We start from the raw sequence: 17,500 nt of genomic DNA, 5'->3' as shown, positions 1-17,500 counted from the left end.
ATTAAGGAAAAATAAGAATAATGCTCCGATCATTAGCTTAATAACTCCTTGACCTATAAATCGCACTGGTTTAATAGGTGCGCCAACAAGTAGCAATAATAGTATTATTCCAGCTAACACTCCAATAATAATATATGTTTCCAATCGTCCTTCCCCCTAAAAAGCTTGTACTAAAGTATATGTCGCCTTTTAGTATTCAGAACTAAATATTTACAATTCTTATTATCCATTTAGCAAACTATTATAGTAACTACACAAAAAAAGAAAAGGAGCAATTTTGCTCCTTTTAATTTCGGTTATGACGTACTCTTACTTCTTTCAATAGAAATAAGTATTTCGCTTCTTCTATTTTCATTTTACAAATCACATCTTCAGATGGATCTAAACTTTTTTCTAAAATTGCCTTTTGCGTATTCCATGTTTTCTTATTAGCTTCAATCATATTTAGCAGTTTTTCATCATACTTTTTTTTCAGTTTATCTTTCTTACGAAAAAACATGGGTGTAAACTCCTTATAGCCGATCAGTTTATATTTCTCTTCTTCCTTCTAACGCTTTAGATAATGTTACTTCATCCGCATATTCTAAATCCCCGCCAACTGGCAAACCGTGAGCAATTCTCGTCAACTTAATACCTGAAGGTTTTAACAACCTCGAAATATACATTGCGGTTGCTTCACCTTCTATATTAGGGTTAGTAGCTAGTATTACTTCTTGTACTTCATTATCTTGGAGTCGTTTTATTAGTTCAGCGATTTTAATATCCTCTGGCCCAATTCCATCCATTGGAGATATTGCCCCATGTAAAACATGATATTGACCACTGTACTCTTTCATTTTTTCCATCGCAATTACATCTTTTGTTTCTTGTACTACACATATAGTACTACGATTCCTATGTTGGTCTTCACAAATATAGCATGGGTCTTTATCTGTAATATGCCCACAAACGGTGCAATAAGATAAGTTTCGTTTTGCATTAACAAGTGCTTTAGCAAAATCTAATACCGTATCTTCTTTCATATTTAATACAAAAAAAGCCAGTCGGGCCGCCGTTTTCGGCCCAATCCCTGGCAATTTCATAAAACTATCTATTAGTTTTGATATAGGCTCAGGATAGTGCATTTAGAATCCTCCTAGAACATTCCAGGCATATTCATTCCTTTAGTGAATTGGCCCATTGTCTCGTTTGTTAAATCTTCCATTTTCTTTAACGCATCATTTGTTGCAGCTAACACTAAGTCTTGTAGCATTTCAATATCTTCTGGATCTACTACTTCTTCTTTTATCTTAACGTCAATTACTTCTTTTTGACCGTTAACAACTACGGTAACCATCCCGCCACCAGCTGTACCTTCCATTGTTTTTTCTGCAAGCTCTTCTTGAGCCTTCGCCATATCCTTTTGTAATTTTTGCATTTGTTTCATCATTTTTTGCATATTTCCCATTCCGCCACGCATCATAATCTATTTCCTCCTAAAGTTATTCTTGAATTTCAAGTAATTCTATTCCCACTAGCTTTTTTGCTTCTTCAACAAGAGGGTCTACTTCCTCTTCTGATTTATTAGAAGCTTTTTGGCCTTGTAAGAACGATTCCCTAATACTTTGCCATTGTTCAGCTGGAACAGCTATCATTTCAAGGCTATTTCCTGTAAGTTCATATATTATATGTTCTATATTACTTTTTACTTGTTCCTCTGTCGCCATTTGACAATGTATTTCATATTTAAATTTTAACACAAATGCTTGGTTAGCTGCAGCAACAGGTTCACTATCATTTAATAAGGCTGCATGCGAAACTTTGTTTTGTCGTTTCAATGTATCTAATAGGTTTGGCCAACTACGTTTAATGGTTTCTAAATTTTCTCTAGTTGCTGATTTTAAAATTTCGTTTATTCTTCCGACCGCCGGCTTAAATGAATTTCGATTTCCTTGCCTTGGTGTTGCTTTCGGATTGTCTTTCTGTTCTTGAACAACTGGATTTTTCGTTAAATCCATCACCCTTTTTTCAAGCTGTTGGACCTTTTGAAGAAGTGAATTCACTTCTTCTTGATTGGCTGATTCTACTGGGCCTGCTGAGTGTTTACACAGTTTAACAACGGCAACCTCTAAAAAAATTCTAGGATGATTTGTCCATTTCATCTCTTGTTGACTTTTATTTAATATGTCAATCGTTTCGTATATAGCTTCGGAAGAGAATTGCTCAGCAAATTGTTGAAATTTATCATCCACTTGTACTAAATCTAAAATAGAATCTAAATTAGGGGCTGCTTTATATAGAAGCATATCTCTAAAATAAAAGATTAAGTCTTCAAGGAAGCGTACAGGGTCTTTCCCAAGTTGGAACAGAGAGCTAAGAGCATCTAATGCGCGACTAACGTCTTTATCGTTTATAGCTCCTACTAATTCTGTTAAAAAGGATTGAGAAACTGATCCTGTAATCGAAAGGGCATCTTGAATGGTTAAGTTACCGTCACTAAATGAGATTGCTTGGTCTAATAAACTTAGCGCATCCCTCATTCCACCTTCTGCAGCCCTTGCTATAATGGAGAGAGCATTCGGTTCCACCGAAATGTTTTGTGCGTTTATAACGGTTTCCATTCTTCCCACGATAGCTTCTGCAGTAATCCTTCTAAAGTCAAAACGTTGACAACGAGAGATAATGGTTAAAGGTATTTTATGTGGTTCTGTTGTAGCTAGTATAAAAATAACATGTTTTGGTGGTTCTTCTAATGTTTTTAATAAAGCGTTAAAAGCTCCAATAGATAACATATGTACTTCATCTATAATATAAACTTTATACTTTACAGCACTTGGTGCAAACTTTACTTTATCTCTTATATCACGTATTTCATCAACACCGTTATTTGATGCAGCATCAATTTCAATCACGTCAGCAATAGACCCGTCGGTAATCCCTTTACACGAAGGGCATTCATTACAAGGTTCTGAAACTGGAGCTCGCTCACAGTTTACTGCTTTCGCTAATATTTTTGCAGCACTTGTTTTTCCCGTTCCCCTCGGTCCAGAAAATAAATACGCATGAGAAAATTTCTGTTGGAGCAAGGCGTTTTGTAACGTTTTCGTAATATGCTCTTGTCCAACGACATCTTCAAAAAGTTGCGGACGAAAAACACGATATAAAGCTTGATATGCCATGAATATGCCCCCTTCCATTTCTCATTCAATTTATTATACCTTATGGGTTACATAGATTCAAAGCCTTTAAGTTGTACTTATCCTTCAAATCTTTAATTATAATTACCCAATGAGCTTGCCTATTGGCTAACCGGAAAAGTGGGATGAGGAGTATAATGTCCGCTCCATTCACGGTTCGAAATCCAAAAAGGTAAAAGGTTGTAGCTCTTCAAAGTCGAACCTCCCATTTTCATGCGCCATGGTGCAAATTTACTTGCATGGATGTGTCTCCTTGAAAACATGAAAAAACTCACCTATTTTATTAGGTGAGTTGTTCTTAAGTATAACTGCCGTGCACCTTCTGTCGATTAACCGCCATAGGCGTTACTTAAGCAGTTAGCTCGGCTCAGGCAACCCTGCGGCACATGGGATGATCCGCTTAATGCTGCTTCCTTCCGGACCTGACATAGTTCACGGGTTCCCATTGCGCAGGACCCAAGCGTCAACACCACTTACTTAAGGCAGCCCTACAGCCTGTTAACCTCGAGAAGGGATTCGGCCTCGCTAGAGCGGATTGCGAGTACAGGGCACCGCTACCTCCCCGCTTAGCACGGCAAAAGTATAACTATTAGTTATGTGCGTTATTAGTAACGCATAAATAGAGTATATATGTTTTTCATAAAAAAATCAACCTTGTCCACCTGTAAATAATTAGGAGGTTTGATTTTGTTGCTTTTCTTTCTTTTTTCTTTCTCTTAACTGTTTGAAAAAAGTAGATAACATTAATCCACATTCCTCTTCTAATATACCTAGTTCCACATCTGTTTGATGATTAAACCTGTTATCATTTAATAGGTTCATTAATGTTCCAGCACAACCTGCTTTCGGGTCTTTTGCACCGTACACTACCTTTTTTATTCTTGATTGGATAATTGCACCTGCACACATTGGACATGGTTCTAATGTTACATATAGAGTTGTATCTTCTAAACGCCAACTACCTAGCTTTTCACACGCTTCATCGATTGCTAGTATTTCTGCATGAGTGATAGACCGTTGGCTCGTCTCTCTAATATTATGTCCCCTTGCAATTATCTCTCCGTCCTTCACTATTACCGCTCCAATTGGAACTTCCATCTTTTCTAGCGCTTTTTCCGCTTCCTTTATTGCCTCTTTCATAAATACCTCATCTATAGTTTGTTCCATATTCATTTCCTCTCTTTTTTCTACCTATATTTTAACATGATAATCCATACACTAATCAACAATGGGGGTGTACATATGTCACATGCATTGTTAATAATCGATATAATTAATGATTTTCAATTTGGACATGGTGCTGTTCTTGCGGAAAAGACACAAGCTTTTGTTCCGGACCTTTTAGCACTAAAAAAGAAATTAAAAAAATTGAAGATCCCTATTATTTATGTAAATGATCACTACGGGATTTGGCAAGCGGACTACAATAAAATTATTGAAAAATGTTCTAACATACGTAGCAAACATATTATAGATATACTGGAGCCTGAACAAGACGACTTTTTTTTGATTAAACCTAAGCACTCTGCTTTTTATGAAACAGCTCTACATACATTGTTAACTGAATTGAAAATAGATAGCCTTATTTTAACAGGACTAGCAGGTAATATATGTGTTTTATTTACTGCAAATGACGCATACATGAGGGGATACAAACTTTACGCGTTAAAAGACTGCATCGCTTCTAATAATAATCACGATAATTTACATGCTTTAACAATGATGAAAAATGTAATGAAAGCAACGATTGTGACCTCCACCGATATCGTGAATTTACTTGATATAAGAGACTAGCACTTAGCTTTGTCTCTTTTTTACATTAGTTATAATTTACCGCCCTATTCTGTCAACATATATGGTAGAATAATCTGTATCTGTCTAGATATAGAATATCTTGTCGTTTTATGAATGAAGGGGTGCATCTACTTGCAAGCAACACCATTTATTACAGTTGAAGGTCCTATAGGTGTTGGTAAAACATCTTTAGCGAAAAGAATCTCCGAAGAGTTTAATTACCAACTATTAAAAGAAATTGTCGATGAAAATCCATTTTTAGGGAAGTTTTATACGAATATTGATGAGTGGAGCTTTCAAACAGAAATGTTTTTTCTTTGTAATCGCTATAAGCAATTAGAAGATATCGACAAACACTATCTACAAAAGAATCAATCTGTCGTAGCAGATTATCACATAATGAAAAATATTATTTTTGCTAAACGCACTTTAAAGCAAAATCAATACAATAAGTATTTAAAAATTTATCAAATATTAACTGCTGATATGCCAGTACCTAATGTTGTTATCTATTTAAATGCTAGTTTAGATACATTATTGGATCGTATTCAAATGCGAGGTAGAGATATTGAAAAAAATATCGATCCACTCTACTTACAACAATTAAGTATGGACTATGAAGTTGCAATGGAAGACTTTATTAAAGAAAATCCTACTATCCCTGTATTGAAATATAACGGAGATTCCATTGATTTTGTACAACGTGAAGAGGATTTACAACTAATTATTAATCAATTAAAGGAAACTTTGTATAAAGGAGTAATTATTTCATGAATTTAAGAGAAAAGTATGGTATTCCTTCTAACGCTGTTATTACTGTTGCAGGTACAGTTGGTGTTGGAAAGTCTACGATGACAACATCATTAGCACAAGCACTAGGATTTCGCACTTCATTCGAAAAAGTAGATACAAATCCTTACTTAGATAAATTTTACGCTGACTTTGAACGTTGGAGCTTTCATTTACAAGTATATTTTTTGGCAGAAAGGTTTAAAGAGCAGAAGAAGATTTTTGAATATGGTGGTGGCTTTATTCAAGATCGTTCCATTTACGAGGATACAGGGATATTTGCTAGAATGCATTATGAAAAAGGAACAATGACGCCAGTAGATTATGAAACATATACTAGCCTTTTTGATGCAATGGTAATGACACCTTATTTTCCACATCCAGATTTACTAATCTACTTAGAAGGTAGTCTAGATGACATCCTACAAAGAATAGAAGAACGTGGGCGTCCAATGGAGCAGCAAACACCAATTAGTTACTGGGAAGAAATGCATGGTCGTTATGAAAATTGGATCAATAACTTCCACGCTTGCCCTGTTTTACGCCTTAATATTAATGAATATGATGTTCTTAAAGATGCTAATTCCATTGAACCTATTGTTGAGAAAATATCATATTTCATGAGACAGACAGAACTACTAAAAAAATAAAAGAGCAAAAAAATAAAGCCGCCTAATTAGGCGGCTTTTGTCATGTCTGACATAAAAAAATTGTTACTTCTCCAGGTAACAATTTTATCTCCAGATTATGCGTGTAAGGTCATACCTTATAATTATCAAATGGCGGAGGAAGAGGGATTCGAACCCCCGCGGGCTTTAACACCCCTGTCGGTTTTCAAGACCGATCCCTTCAGCCGGACTTGGGTATTCCTCCGTATCGACAAGAAGTAATATATCATATTTAGAAATAGGTTGTCAACAAAATAACAAAACAAAAAGTAGGGATTTCCCCTACCTTTTATTTTGTTCACTATTTCGTAATATATTCTTTATTTCCCATATATGGGCGCAATACTTCCGGAATTAAAATACTACCATCTTCCTGCTGATAATTTTCAATAATTGCAGCGACAGTACGTCCTATTGCTAATCCAGAACCATTCAATGTGTGTACATGCTCTGGTTTTCCATTTTTCTCTCTACGGAAACGGATGTTTGCCCTTCTAGCTTGGAATGCTTCAAAGTTACTGCAAGAAGAAATTTCCCGGTATGTACCGTAGCTAGGAATCCATACTTCAATATCATATTTTTTAGCAGCTGTAAATCCAAGATCTCCAGTACACATGCTCATCACTCGATATGGTAGTCCAAGTAACTGTAATACTTTTTCTGCATTACCAGTTAATTTTTCTAATTCTTCATAAGAATCCTCTGGCCTAACAAATTTCACTAACTCTACCTTATTAAATTGATGCTGACGAATTAATCCTCTCGTATCGCGTCCAGCTGACCCTGCTTCAGAACGGAAACATGCACTAAATGCAGCATAGTTAATAGGTAGTTGCTCACCTGTTAAAATTTCATCTCTGTGTATATTGGTAATCGGTACTTCCGCAGTTGGAATTAAAAAATAATCTTCGCTTTCAATTAAAAAAGCATCTTCTTCAAACTTAGGTAACTGCCCTGTACCTGTCATACTAGCACGGTTAACCATATATGGTGGTAATACTTCTGTATATCCGTGTTCATCTACATGTAAATCTAACATAAAATTAAATAACGCTCTTTCTAATCGAGCTCCTAAACCACGGTAAAATACGAAGCGACTTCCAGTTACTTTTCCTGCGCGTTCAAAATCTAATATTTCTAATTCATCAGCAATATCCCAATGAGGCTTAGGTTCAAAAGAAAAGCTCGGTAACTCTCCCCATTTTCTAACTTCTACATTATCATCTTCCGTTTCTCCAACAGGAACAGATTCATGAGGGATATTTGGGATAGATAATAATAAAAGCTCTAACTTTTCTTCTACTCCTTTTAATTCTTCATCAAGCGCCTTAACCTTATCTCCTACTTCTCGCATTTCTTTAATAAACTGCTCTGCATCTTTCTTCTCTCTCTTTAACACAGCTATTTGCTGTGATACTTCATTACGCTTACTTTTCAACAGTTCTGTCTCAGATAATAACTGACGTCGTCTAACATCTAGGTCTTCAAACTGATTTAAATCCGATAAATCTTCTCCACGGTGCTGTAATTTATTCTTTACATCCTCGAAGTTATCTCTTAAAAATTTTAGATCCAACATAATTTTTTCCTCCTTTTTTTAAAAAAATACAAAAAACTCCCGTCCCCTAAATAGGGACGAGAGTCTAATACCCGTGTTGCCACCCTTGTTGAAAGGAAAAACACCTTCCTTTCCACTCCATTTGATAACGGCTTTTTAACCGAAAAGTCTTACTTAACTAGCCTAATAGTAGTTCGGACTTTTGCTCAAGGATGGATTCACAAGGTTTATTCACTGGTTTGCACCAACCACCAGCTCTCTTAGAATAAAGATCTTGTTACTATTTCCTATCAACGCTGTAATGATATTTTGTTATTAACGAATAATTTACTATAAGTTTAACTTACTTGCAATAGTTTTATTCATTAATTTACTTTTGATTCTTTCACCATGTTAACAAAGTATTGTGTAATACGGTGATCTTCTGTTAATTCTGGATGAAACGAACAACCAAGAAATTGGTCCTGTTTTGCGGCTACAATTCTCCCGTTATGTTTACATAGTACTTCAACGTTTTCCCCTACTTCAACTATGTGAGGTGCACGAATGAAAACTCCAACGAAATCATTAGCAATACCAGCAATCGTTAATTCTGCTTCAAAGCTATCTACTTGGCGTCCGAAAGAGTTACGCTCTACCGTTACGTCCATAACGCCTATATGTGGTTCTGAGTAACCTACAATGTTTTTAGCTAATAGTATTAAACCAGCGCATGTACCAAACATTGGTTTTCCGGATTGTGCAAACTGTTTAAGTGGTTCCATAAATTGATATTTATCAATTAAACGACGCATGGTCGTACTTTCCCCACCTGGCATGATAAGTCCATCTACTTCTTGTAACTGTTCTGCTTTTTTGATAACGACCGCTTCTGCACCAGATGCTTCTACAGATCGTATATGCTCACGAACAGCTCCTTGTAGTCCAAGTACTCCTATTTTCACCATTAATAAAAACTCCTTTGTTACACGTTGAGTACATAAATTGCATATATTGTTTGTTTGATGTAAAGGCGGCTAAAACTGGCCGCCTTCGCTTTTCTTATTGTCTAGCTCTGGGCGCTATCGGCTCGAGGTCACAAGTCAATCACTTCCGAAGGGCAAAAAGCGCCCTTCTACAGCGCTTGTCTTGTGCTTGTCGCCGATAAGCGAGCGCCCTCCGCTTTTCGTATTGTCTAGCTCTGGGCGCTATCGGCTCGAGGTCACAAGTCAATCACTTCCGAAGGGCAAAAAGCGCCCTTCTACAGCGCTTGTCTTGTGCTTGTCGCCGATAAGCGAGCGCCCTCCGCTTTTCGTATTGTCTAGCTCTGGGCGCTATCGGCTCGAGGTCACAAGTCAATCACTTCCGAAGGGCAAAAAGCGCCCTTCTACAGCGCTTGTCTTGTGCTTGTCGCCGATAAGCGAGCGCCCTCCGCTTTTCGTATTACCAGCCGCGATCTTGCATGCGGTTTTCTGGTAGTAGTGTAGAAATCTCGATACCTTTCATTGCGCTTCCTAGACCTTTAGAAAGATGAGCAATTAATTCATAGTCTTGATAATGAGTCGTTGCTTCTACAATAGCACGTGCGAATTTAGCAGGGTTGTCTGATTTGAAAATTCCAGATCCTACGAAAACACCATCTGCTCCTAATTGCATCATTAATGCAGCATCTGCAGGAGTAGCAACTCCACCAGCTGCAAAGTTAACTACCGGTAAACGCCCAAGACGTTTAATTTCTAATAATAATTCAAATGGTGCACCTAATAATTTTGCTTCTGTCATAATTTCGTCTTCACTCATATGAACTACTTTTCTTACTTGTGCATTTACTTTACGAATATGACGAACAGCTTCAACGATATTACCTGTTCCTGGCTCACCTTTTGTACGAAGCATCGAAGCTCCTTCTCCAATACGACGAGCTGCTTCTCCTAAATCACGGCAACCACATACAAACGGAACTGTGTATGGACGTTTATCTAAATGGTATTCTTCGTCAGCTGGAGTTAACACTTCACTCTCATCGATGTAGTCAACACCCATTGCCTCTAACACTTTTGCCTCTACAATATGACCAATTCGAGCTTTTGCCATTACTGGAATAGAAACAGCATTCATTACATCCTCAACAATTGTTGGATCTGCCATTCTAGCTACTCCACCTGCTGCTCTAATGTCTGCAGGTACTCTTTCTAATGCCATTACAGCTACAGCACCAGCTTCTTCTGCAATTTTAGCTTGTTCTGCATTAACAACGTCCATAATAACGCCGCCTTTTTGCATTTCAGCCATACCACGTTTTACACGTTCTGTTCCTTTTTGACTCATTTTAAAATCCCCCTCTATGTATATTGATATTATTTGGACAGTGTTGTCCTAATTGTTTTCATTCTGTTCTTTATTTTACCTTAATTTTTATAAAAATCCTAATATATTTCTATATAAATAAAAACAAACTCATTCAATAAGTAAAATTACGTCTTGTAACGTTCGTAATTAATCGCCTCTTTTAAAATATGTTTCATTCACTTTATAGAAAAAAGCTATTTAAGGAAGTATTTACTCCCTTTAAATAGCTTTTTCTAGAGGATTTTAGAACCATCCTTTAACGGTACTAGCTACACTAGACCAGATATCTCCAAAGAAGCCTCCAATTCCTCTCATAACAAGTACGAACCAGTTTGCTTTTTGTACATCTGCCACAGTTACTACGTCTACTGTTCCAACTGACCCATCATCATAAAGATACCCTAAGTCTTGTCCACCAGTATATTCAACAGTGAAATATCCTATTTTCGTTCCTTTTTCTATCGGTGCGATTAATTCACCATTTTCATTTAATAGTTCTTCATTTATTACGAAAACTGGTTCAAATTGTTCTTCTTCCCCACGTTTCACCATCATATTTAATGGTTCTACTGTAGCAATCTCAACTTCTTTATCTTTCCCTTTAATTACAGGTAATGTAGTTTCTTCCGGTTGATATCCTTCAGGGAACAACTCAACTAAATTAAAATTATCTAAACCATAGCTAAACATTCTAGCAGTTTCTAAAAAACGGAATGCTTGAGGTGGTAATTGCTCCGTATTACTCTCATCCTTTGTTGCATTCATAACTACAGTAATTAATCTTTTACCATTATGTTCTACCGTTCCAGTAAAACAATAACCAGCATTTAACGTACTTCCAGTTTTAAGTCCATCAACTACAGCGCCATCTTTATTAAATGCGTATCTTTCCGTTGAAACCATCCAGTTCCAGTTAGGCATGTCAATAGCGTCGCTAGTACCTTCTCTGAAAACCTTTTTCGGAATACTTGCAGTTTCTAATATTTCCGGGAAATCATGAATTAGATGGTAGGCTAACTTTGCAGTAGCACGTGCAGATAATCTTGTTTCAGCATCAGGAGCCGTTCCTTCTGGATGATAACCACCCATATCTTCATTATTTAAACCTGTCGAGTTAATGAATTCGTAATCTTCTAATCCAAGCTCTCCAGCTTTTTCATTCATCATTCGTACGAAATTCGTCTCAGAACCTGCAACCATTTCAGCTAATGCAATTGTCGCTCCATTTGCTGAATAAATTGCCATCGCTTCATAAAGTTCCCTTACACTATATACTCCGTCTCTTCTAAGTGGAACATTTGATAAAGCTGGGTATTGTTGAGATATATGATAAACTACCTCACTTACTTCATATTCATCATCCCATGCTAGTTTTCCATCGTGAATTGCTTCTAATAAAAGATACTCTGTCATCATTTTAGTCATACTTGCAACAGGAAGCAGTGTATCAGCATTTTTATCATATAAAACTTTGCCAGTTTCAAAATCTATTAAAATAGCTGCGCTAGCATTTATATTTAACGTATCAACCTCTTCTGCATTTGCAGGAATCGTAACAGCAGTTGTTAGTAAAGCTATTGTTATTAAACTTACAAACAATTTGTGTAAATAGCTTATTTTTTTCACGTTTTTAAACCTCCATCTTTTTTTTCACATAGGTGTTATTTTAACATAAAGTTATCAAAAAAAATAGACAGGGAAAGATTTGTAAGTCTTCACCTGTCTATTTTAGACTAAAGTCCTAATTTATTATGTTACAGAATAGTTAGGTGCTTCTTTAGTAATTTGAACATCATGTGGATGGCTTTCTCTTAATCCAGCACCTGTCATTTTTATGAATTGGGAATTTTCCCTTAAAGCTTGTAAATCAGCAGTTCCACAGTATCCCATACCAGATCTGATTCCACCTATTAGTTGGTAAATTGTTTCATGAACCGGCCCTTTATAAGGGATTCTTCCTTCAATCCCTTCAGGTACAAACTTTTTATTATCTTCTTGGAAATATCGGTCTTTACTACCTTTTTCCATAGCGGCAATGGAGCCCATACCACGATATACTTTAAATCTTCTTCCTTGATAGATTTCTGTTTCACCTGGACTTTCCGTTGTTCCAGCTAACATACTACCTAACATAACTACATGGCCTCCAGCAGCTAGTGCTTTCACGATATCTCCAGAGTACTTTATCCCACCATCAGCAATAATAGGTACTCCAAATTTCCTCGCCTCCGTAGCACAATCATACACGGCAGTAATTTGAGGTACTCCGACACCAGCAACAACACGAGTTGTACAAATAGACCCAGGTCCGATACCAACTTTAATGATATTTGCACCCGCTTCAATTAATGCCCTAGTCGCTTCTCCAGTAGCAACATTTCCTGCAATAATATTTAAGTCAGGATATTGTTCGCGAATTTTTGAAACAGTACTTAGTACACCTTGTGAATGTCCATGAGCAGTATCTACTACGATAACATCAACGCCTGCTGCAACTAGTTTTTCAACTCGTAGCATCGTATCTCCTGTAACACCAACAGCAGCACCAACAATTAATCTACCTTGCTCATCTTTTGCTGAGTGCGGAAATTCAATTACTTTTTCGATATCTTTAATCGTTATTAACCCTTTTAATACTCCGTCTTCATCTACTAACGGAAGCTTTTCAATTTTATATTTTTGTAAAACCTTTTCCGCCTCTTCTAAAGTCGTTCCTACTGGGGCTGTTACTAAATTTTCTTTTGTCATGACATCACTTATTTTAATGGAGAAGTCTTGAATAAAACGCAAATCTCTGTTCGTAAGAATTCCAACTAATTTTTGCTCTTCGTCATTATTTACGATTGGAACACCAGAAATTCTATATTTACCCATTAAATGTTCTGCATCATATACTTGATGATCTGGTGTTAAATAAAATGGATTAGTAATAACTCCGCGCTCAGATCGCTTAACTTTATCTACTTGCTCCGATTGCTGCTCAATTGACATATTTTTATGGATTATACCTAAACCACCTTGTCTAGCCATCGCAATTGCCATTTGTGCTTCTGTTACAGTATCCATACCAGCACTAATAATTGGAATGTTTAACTTTAAAGTATCTGATAATTGTACAGATAAATCGACATCTCTTGGAAGTACCTCTGACTTTGCCGGCACTAATAAAACATCATCAAACGTTAAGCCTTCTTTTTCGAATTTACGTTCCCACATGACAAAAAATCCCCCTTTATAGGAAAAAATATTATTAGTAGATTAACAACTGGTTAAAATACTGTCAAGGACAACAGGATATGTTAGATTTTTCAGATAAATTATCTTTAAGGAGAATACTAAAATGAAAACCGATATTGCCCTTCTTTACCAATCATTTCAATCAACGGATGTAGTGCAGTCAAACTTGTTTAATTGCTATAAAAAGAAAAACATTCAGCAAGCGGAGCAAAAAAGCTACGAAAATGTTTATAGTTTTATTTATTTTATTGAACACGGATTAACGTATTATCAATCAGCTAAAACAGCTCCTTTATCTATCCGACCAGTACTACTCTTTTATGGAATGATTCAACTATTAAAAGCTTGTTTATTAACTGTTGACCCTTTATATCCTGAAACAACATCAGTATTAGCACATGGTGTTTCAACGAGAAAAAGAAAGAAACAAGGTTATTCTTTCCTACAAGACGAAGTAAAAATTCAAAAAAACGGACTTTTTACGCACTTTTCCGACAAAATGTTTCATGTGAAACAACTGGAAGGTACAAAATACACGATGAAGCAACTTCTTTCTTCTGTCCCTGAGTTAGAACTTCCATTCCGATACATTGAAAAATCTTCACCTTTTTATAAAATAGGTACTCTTAACAGTGAGCAGTATGAGATACCAGCAACTATATTAGATCACTATAAAATGACACATGATAGGTTCGTACAATATGTAGAACATAATACACCTTTGCAATTTAAAGCTGGTAGTGAGGCAGAAAAGGTCTTTATTTTCACAGGAGAGATACGTATTATAAATTCAGCCCCACTATATATTAATTTTTCAAATGAATCCATTTACTTTCCTAAGAATAAGCAATTGTTATGGGAGCTTTCCGATACGCTCATTCATTATTTAGTTTTATATAATTTAAGTATGGTTTGCCGTTACGAAACAGAATGGTGGGGTGAGTTAATACACACGTTTCATAGCAGTGATTTAACGTATATTACAAACTTTCTACACATTACTGAGGAAAAAATTCCTTATATTCTTTATGAATTTATAAAGAAACAATTTGATTGTGTTTAAATGGAATTCATCTTCATCATTTAGTGAGTAAAGGGGACATTTTAGGTCAATGTCAATGCTTACTTGCCGTTTTAATGTAACATGATTATTTTTATTGGCTACGACTTACAATAAGAGTTTTTTATGATTAACAAGTTTTTTACTTTTTTATTCCCTTTACAATAATTTTAAAATGGTTCAGCGTTTAAAAGCGCTAAACCATTTTTTCTCTTGTCCGGCAATATTCTATTATCATAGGGATACAGTATCCGACACCTAAGAGCTTACCTTCTGTGTCTCCATGGCTCCCGATGAAGTTTCATGTTCTCCCTAGTCAGCTCTGCCGCTCCGGTTCTCACGGCCTTCTCTCCTTTCTGACGCCATCGGGGTTTATTTTACTATTTCTTTTTACAATTCCAATATTATTTACCTTCCTTCCGATCGTCCCTATACCGAACAAAGTAGAAAAGTGGAAGGCGTTCGATCAGCGGCGTACAAACTGGACTATTCTGGTAGGAGATAAAGGAAACACGGTGAATGCGTTAGCATGAACCGATGTTGACTTATCGTACGGACAGAATGGGAAGTTTGTTAGCCGCTAACGCCTGGAACTAGACAACAAAAAAACGGTCAGCACCTATTAGCACTAACCGTTTTTTCTTTTGCCTGGCGACGTCCCACTCTCGCAGGGGGACAGCCCCCAACTACCATCGGCACCGAAGAGCTTAACTTCCGTGTTCGCCGTTGGCGCCCGATAAGCTTCGAATCTCTTCGTCAGCTCTGCCGCTCCGGTCCTCATGTACCCTCGCAAACGTACACTCCGGTCCTCACGGCCTTCGCTTCCTCGATCTTCTCGCTTCTCTGGCACCATCGGGAGTGTACTGTTTTATTTTCTATTCCATTTTAATATTATTTACTTTTCGACCTTCGGTCGTTCCCATACCGAACAAACAAAAAAACGGTCAGCGCCTATTAGCACAAAACCGTTTTTTCTTCTGCCTGGCGACGTCCTACTCTCACAGGGGGACAGCCCCCAACTACCATCGGCACCGAAGAGCTTAACTTCCGTGTTCGCCGTTGGCGCCCGATAAGCTTCGAATCTCTTCGTCAGCTCTGCCGCTCCGGTCCTCATGTACCCTCGCAAACGTACACTCCGGTCCTCACGGCCTTCGCTTCCTCGATCTTCTCGCTTCTCCGACGCCATCGGGGATGTACTGTTCTATTTTTCTATTCAATCCAATATTATTTACTTTTCGACCTTCGGTCGTTCCCATACCGAACAAACTAAAAAACGGTCAGCGCCTATTAGCACTAACCGTTTTTTCTTCTGCCTGGCGACGTCCTACTCTCACAGGGGGACAGCCCCCAACTACCATCGGCGCTGAAGAGCTTAACTTCCGTGTTCGGTATGGGAACGGGTGTGACCTCTTCGCCTTCATCACCAGACATATTTAGTTGAAAGAATTGTTCTTTCAAAACTAGATAATATATTTTCATCAAGATCGTTCATATCGTTCATTTAAATTGGTTAAGTCCTCGATCGATTAGTATTCGTCAGCTACACGTGTCGCCACGCTTCCACCTCGAACCTATCAACCTGATCATCTTTCAGGGATCTTACTAGCTTGCGCTAAAGGAAATCTCATCTTGAGGGGGGCTTCATGCTTAGATGCTTTCAGCACTTATCCCGTCCGCACGTAGCTACCCAGCTATGCCTTTGGCAAGACAACTGGTACACCAGCGGTGCGTCCATCCCGGTCCTCTCGTACTAAGGACAGCTCCTCTCAAATTTCCTACGCCCACGACGGATAGGGACCGAACTGTCTCACGACGTTCTGAACCCAGCTCGCGTACCGCTTTAATGGGCGAACAGCCCAACCCTTGGGACCGACTACAGCCCCAGGATGCGATGAGCCGACATCGAGGTGCCAAACCTCCCCGTCGATGTGGACTCTTGGGGGAGATAAGCCTGTTATCCCCGGGGTAGCTTTTATCCGTTGAGCGATGGCCCTTCCATGCGGAACCACCGGATCACTAAGCCCGACTTTCGTCCCTGCTCGACTTGTAGGTCTCGCAGTCAAGCTCCCTTGTGCCTTTACACTCTACGAATGATTTCCAACCATTCTGAGGGAACCTTTGGGCGCCTCCGTTACTCTTTAGGAGGCGACCGCCCCAGTCAAACTGCCCACCTGACACTGTCTCCCGAGCCGATAAGGCTCGCGGGTTAGAATTTCAATACAGCCAGGGTAGTATCCCACCGACGCCTCCACCGAAGCTAGCGCTCCGGCTTCTCAGGCTCCTACCTATCCTGTACAAGCTGTACCAAAATTCAATATCAGGCTACAGTAAAGCTCCACGGGGTCTTTCCGTCCTGTCGCGGGTAACCTGCATCTTCACAGGTACTATAATTTCACCGAGTCTCTGGTTGAGACAGTGCCCAGATCGTTACGCCTTTCGTGCGGGTCGGAACTTACCCGACAAGGAATTTCGCTACCTTAGGACCGTTATAGTTACGGCCGCCGTTTACTGGGGCTTCGGTTCAAAGCTTCGCGCCGAGGCGCTAACCTTTCCCCTTAACCTTCCAGCACCGGGCAGGCGTCAGCCCCTATACTTCGCCTTACGGCTTCGCAGAGACCTGTGTTTTTGCTAAACAGTCGCCTGGGCCTATTCACTGCGGCTCTCTCGGGCTTTAACACCCTAACAGAGCACCCCTTCTCCCGAAGTTACGGGGTCATTTTGCCGAGTTCCTTAACCAGAGTTCTCTCGCTCACCTTAGGATTCTCTCCTCGCCTACCTGTGTCGGTTTGCGGTACGGGCACCATATTCCTCGCTAGAAGCTTTTCTTGGCAGTGTGGAATCAGGAACTTCGGTACTATATTTCCCTCGCCATCACAGCTCAGCCTTTAGG

15 protein-coding genes, 1 tRNA gene, 2 rRNA genes, 1 other RNA gene and 1 other annotated feature (2 of these 20 only partly in view) are annotated in these 17,500 nt (G+C 38.4%); of the genes, 4 read left to right on the top strand and 15 right to left on the bottom strand.

Annotated features, from left to right (window positions below):
* The 7 genes from BC6307_RS23125 to tadA all read right to left on the bottom strand — a co-directional run.
* Positions 1–144: the 5' portion of a pro-sigmaK processing inhibitor BofA family protein gene (locus BC6307_RS23125; RefSeq protein WP_066421692.1), read on the bottom strand. The gene continues 120 nt to the left of window position 1, outside the view; only the first 144 of its 264 coding nucleotides appear in the window; the start codon lies at positions 142–144; its stop codon lies beyond the left edge, outside the window.
* 142 nt (positions 145–286) lie between these two features.
* A complete protein-coding gene (locus tag BC6307_RS23120; RefSeq protein ID WP_066421689.1) occupies positions 287–499 on the bottom strand; it encodes a YaaL family protein in 213 nt (70 codons plus the stop codon).
* A 28-nt stretch (positions 500–527) separates the two neighbouring features.
* Complete coding sequence (gene recR / locus BC6307_RS23115) at positions 528–1,124, bottom strand: recombination mediator RecR (protein WP_066421687.1); 597 nt, start codon at positions 1,122–1,124, stop codon at positions 528–530.
* 11 nt (positions 1,125–1,135) lie between these two features.
* A complete protein-coding gene (locus BC6307_RS23110; protein ID WP_066421694.1) occupies positions 1,136–1,459 on the bottom strand; it encodes a YbaB/EbfC family nucleoid-associated protein in 324 nt (107 codons plus the stop codon).
* Between the two features lie 22 nt (positions 1,460–1,481).
* Positions 1,482–3,158, bottom strand: coding sequence for a DNA polymerase III subunit gamma/tau (gene dnaX, locus BC6307_RS23105; protein WP_066421685.1), 1,677 nt, complete (start codon positions 3,156–3,158; stop codon positions 1,482–1,484).
* 329 nt (positions 3,159–3,487) lie between these two features.
* Positions 3,488–3,751: signal recognition particle sRNA large type (ffs, locus tag BC6307_RS23100), an RNA gene on the bottom strand.
* Positions 3,752–3,848: 97 nt separating this feature from the next.
* Entirely contained in the window at positions 3,849–4,343 is a 495-nt protein-coding gene (gene tadA / locus BC6307_RS23095) for a tRNA adenosine(34) deaminase TadA (RefSeq protein WP_066421682.1), read from the bottom strand.
* 75 nt (positions 4,344–4,418) lie between these two features.
* On the opposite strand from tadA, the gene BC6307_RS23090 reads away from it, so the two are divergent.
* The 3 genes from BC6307_RS23090 (at position 4,419) to BC6307_RS23080 (ending at position 6,409) form a co-directional block, all read left to right on the top strand.
* Entirely contained in the window at positions 4,419–4,970 is a 552-nt protein-coding gene (locus BC6307_RS23090) for a cysteine hydrolase family protein (RefSeq protein WP_066421680.1), read from the top strand.
* A gap of 132 nt (positions 4,971–5,102) precedes the next feature.
* Positions 5,103–5,744 (top strand): deoxynucleoside kinase, encoded by a 642-nt coding sequence (locus BC6307_RS23085; protein WP_094366246.1) that lies wholly within the window; start codon positions 5,103–5,105, stop codon positions 5,742–5,744.
* Positions 5,741–6,409, top strand: a complete 669-nt coding sequence (locus BC6307_RS23080; RefSeq protein ID WP_066421676.1) for a deoxynucleoside kinase — start codon at positions 5,741–5,743, stop codon at positions 6,407–6,409. The genes BC6307_RS23085 and BC6307_RS23080 overlap by 4 nt, the downstream gene beginning before the upstream one ends.
* Before the next feature lie 130 nt (positions 6,410–6,539).
* Here the strand turns inward: BC6307_RS23080 and BC6307_RS23075 are convergent.
* The 6 genes from BC6307_RS23075 to guaB form a co-directional block, all read right to left on the bottom strand.
* Positions 6,540–6,632: transfer RNA gene (locus BC6307_RS23075), tRNA-Ser, on the bottom strand.
* A 96-nt stretch (positions 6,633–6,728) separates the two neighbouring features.
* A complete protein-coding gene (serS, locus tag BC6307_RS23070) occupies positions 6,729–8,006 on the bottom strand; it encodes a serine--tRNA ligase (protein WP_066421528.1) in 1,278 nt (425 codons plus the stop codon).
* 49 nt (positions 8,007–8,055) lie between these two features.
* Positions 8,056–8,288: a binding site (T-box leader), on the bottom strand.
* Positions 8,289–8,350: 62 nt separating this feature from the next.
* Complete coding sequence (pdxT, locus tag BC6307_RS23065; protein ID WP_066421525.1) at positions 8,351–8,932, bottom strand: pyridoxal 5'-phosphate synthase glutaminase subunit PdxT; 582 nt, start codon at positions 8,930–8,932, stop codon at positions 8,351–8,353.
* 475 nt (positions 8,933–9,407) lie between these two features.
* Entirely contained in the window at positions 9,408–10,292 is an 885-nt protein-coding gene (gene pdxS, locus BC6307_RS23060) for a pyridoxal 5'-phosphate synthase lyase subunit PdxS (RefSeq protein ID WP_066421523.1), read from the bottom strand.
* A 264-nt stretch (positions 10,293–10,556) separates the two neighbouring features.
* Positions 10,557–11,939, bottom strand: a complete 1,383-nt coding sequence (locus BC6307_RS23055; protein WP_066421519.1) for a D-alanyl-D-alanine carboxypeptidase family protein — start codon at positions 11,937–11,939, stop codon at positions 10,557–10,559.
* Positions 11,940–12,062: 123 nt separating this feature from the next.
* Positions 12,063–13,529: an IMP dehydrogenase gene (gene guaB / locus BC6307_RS23050; protein ID WP_066421517.1), complete on the bottom strand. Its 1,467-nt coding sequence runs from the start codon at positions 13,527–13,529 to the stop codon at positions 12,063–12,065.
* A gap of 124 nt (positions 13,530–13,653) precedes the next feature.
* On the opposite strand from guaB, the gene BC6307_RS23045 reads away from it, so the two are divergent.
* Positions 13,654–14,613 carry a YaaC family protein gene (locus BC6307_RS23045; protein WP_066421515.1) on the top strand — a complete coding sequence of 320 codons (960 nt, stop codon included), beginning with the start codon at positions 13,654–13,656 and terminating at the stop codon, positions 14,611–14,613.
* A 1,308-nt stretch (positions 14,614–15,921) separates the two neighbouring features.
* Here the strand turns inward: BC6307_RS23045 and rrf are convergent.
* Positions 15,922–16,038, bottom strand: a 5S ribosomal RNA gene (gene rrf / locus BC6307_RS23035).
* Positions 16,039–16,116: 78 nt separating this feature from the next.
* Positions 16,117–17,500 (bottom strand): 23S ribosomal RNA (locus tag BC6307_RS23030); it runs 1,551 nt beyond the window's last position.

The organism is Sutcliffiella cohnii (assembly GCF_002250055.1).
Classification (GTDB): Bacteria; Bacillota; Bacilli; order Bacillales; family Bacillaceae_I; genus Sutcliffiella; species Sutcliffiella cohnii.
Note: the sequence above shows the minus strand (reverse complement) of the source record. Positions and strands in the feature narration are given on the sequence as shown.

Coding starts and splice junctions, on each gene's coding strand:
- tadA (WP_066421682.1), bottom strand. CDS start 4,343: ATGGAACAAACTATAGATGAGGTATTTATGAAAGAGGCAATAAAGGAA.
- BC6307_RS23045 (WP_066421515.1), top strand. CDS start 13,654: ATGAAAACCGATATTGCCCTTCTTTACCAATCATTTCAATCAACGGAT.
- recR (WP_066421687.1), bottom strand. CDS start 1,124: ATGCACTATCCTGAGCCTATATCAAAACTAATAGATAGTTTTATGAAA.
- BC6307_RS23120 (WP_066421689.1), bottom strand. CDS start 499: ATGTTTTTTCGTAAGAAAGATAAACTGAAAAAAAAGTATGATGAAAAA.
- pdxS (WP_066421523.1), bottom strand. CDS start 10,292: ATGAGTCAAAAAGGAACAGAACGTGTAAAACGTGGTATGGCTGAAATG.
- dnaX (WP_066421685.1), bottom strand. CDS start 3,158: ATGGCATATCAAGCTTTATATCGTGTTTTTCGTCCGCAACTTTTTGAA.
- BC6307_RS23110 (WP_066421694.1), bottom strand. CDS start 1,459: ATGCGTGGCGGAATGGGAAATATGCAAAAAATGATGAAACAAATGCAA.
- BC6307_RS23090 (WP_066421680.1), top strand. CDS start 4,419: ATGTCACATGCATTGTTAATAATCGATATAATTAATGATTTTCAATTT.
- pdxT (WP_066421525.1), bottom strand. CDS start 8,932: ATGGTGAAAATAGGAGTACTTGGACTACAAGGAGCTGTTCGTGAGCAT.
- serS (WP_066421528.1), bottom strand. CDS start 8,006: ATGTTGGATCTAAAATTTTTAAGAGATAACTTCGAGGATGTAAAGAAT.
- BC6307_RS23080 (WP_066421676.1), top strand. CDS start 5,741: ATGAATTTAAGAGAAAAGTATGGTATTCCTTCTAACGCTGTTATTACT.
- guaB (WP_066421517.1), bottom strand. CDS start 13,529: ATGTGGGAACGTAAATTCGAAAAAGAAGGCTTAACGTTTGATGATGTT.